Origin of the sequence: Streptomyces phytophilus (assembly GCF_013870535.1) — a bacterium.
In the GTDB taxonomy this organism is placed as follows: Bacteria; Actinomycetota; Actinomycetes; order Streptomycetales; family Streptomycetaceae; genus Streptomyces; species Streptomyces phytophilus.
The window spans coordinates 1-1,743 of sequence record NZ_JACBXC010001250.1; the positions used below are offsets into that span (position 1 = coordinate 1).

The 1,743-nt window shown below is 73.8% G+C and carries 1 protein-coding gene; it reads left to right on the forward strand.

Going from position 1 to position 1,743, the window contains the following annotated elements:
- Positions 1-109: 109 nt before the first annotated feature.
- Positions 110-1,743, forward strand: a 1,634-nt coding sequence (locus tag H5J30_RS31305; RefSeq protein ID WP_181790916.1) for a DNA repair ATPase, incomplete at its 3' end; no start/stop codon positions are given.

Genomic DNA, 1,743 nt, shown 5'->3' on the forward strand with positions numbered 1-1,743 from the left:
GGACGCCGCCGTCGCTGGCCAAGGAGTAGCTCCGGCGACGCGGACGGGACGACGGGAGACGCGGACGGGGACGACGGGAACGGACGAGGGAACGGACGACGAGGACGAGGTGGAGGACGAGGTGGAGACCCCCGCGCCGGAGGTACACGGCAGCCCGGACGCCCTGACGGCCGGCACGTACGAGGTGCTGCGAGACCGGCTGCGCACCGACGCCGAGGAACTGGCCCGCCGGGCGGAGACGCTCAACGCCCGCCGCGTAGCGGAGTTCGGCGGCTCCGGAGCGCGGCTCGCGGGCACCGGGCACATCCGGACCGAGCAGGACTGCGTGCCCCGCGCCATCGTGCACATCGGCGGCATGCTGCTGTTCGGCTCCCACGTCCCCCTCGGCCGCGGAACCGGGACCGGCGTCGGCGACGTGTTCTCGCTGCAGCACTTCGAGTTCACCGAGTTCACCGAGTTCACCGAGTCCGACGAGTCCGACGGGCAGGACGCGGGCGGGGGCGGCGCGGCGGTACGGTTCCGCGCCGCGCCCCAGGACTCCGTGCCCGGTCTGCTCGACGACCCCGCCTTCCGCCGGGACTTCGCCGAGCTGTACCGCTACTACCGCGAGACCCGGCTCCTCCAGCTGCGCCTGGCCCGCTCCCACCTCCTCGCCGTCTTCCAGACCGGGAACGCGCTCACCGACATCCGCGTGCTGCGCTGGCGCGTCGCCCCCGACGGCTCCGTCGCCTACGTCGACGACCGCGGCGAGCGCGACCACGCCTTCCGGCCCGCCCACGACGTCGAGTGGACGGCCGCCACCCGCGCGGACCATGTGCAGGGCCGCCACCCGCACGTCTCCGTCCGCGGCCTGGTCTTCGTCGCGTGCGCCGGCGGCGCCCTCACCCTCAAGGCCGAGGACAGCACCGACACCGGTGCCGGCATCTACAGCGAGCCCGTGGACGAACCGCTGCAGTCGCTGGCGGACGCCGAGATCGACTACGCCGTCGTGGGCCCGCTGGTCCTGCTGCGGATCCTCCCGTACAACGAGAAGACCCGCCGCCACCTCGTCTACAACACCCGCACCGCGGAGGTCGTCCGGCTCGACGGCCTCGGCACGGCGTGCCGCCGGCTGCCCGAGGAGCAGGGCGTCATCTTCCCCGGCGGCTACTACCTCGCCGACGTCCCCGCGGGCAGCGCCGCGCGGACCTTCGACACCGAGACGAAGGACCTCGAATACGAGGGCCTCGTCCGCTCCCCGAACGGCGAGGACGTCCTCTACGTCTTCCACGCCCGCGCCGAGGGCCGCACCCTGCTGCTGCCGTACAACGTCATCCGCAAGGAGGTCGCCGCCCGCTGGCAGACGCACGGCTGGTCGCTCCGCGACGACGGCACGATGGTCGTCTTCAGGACGGCGGCCGGCGGCGAACCGACCCGTGTGCACCCCGTGCAGGTCTGGCGCACCCCGTACGTCTCGGACGCCTACGCCGCCGCCCGGCCCGCCGGCACCGGGCCCCTCGCCCGTATCGGCAACGCCGAACTCGTACGGGGAGTCTCCGACTGCCTGTCGGTTGCCCGGATGGCCGACGGGATGGCGCCGAACGGCACCGTCTTCGAGGCCATCGTCGCCGCCGCCACCCGCGTCGCCGACCGCCACCACTGGCTGGGCGAGACGGCTTCCGGCGATCTCGCCGAGCCACTGGCGGCCGTCCGCACCACCGCCGCGCAGGTCATCGACGAGTTCGAGCGCGTCGAGGAGCTGCG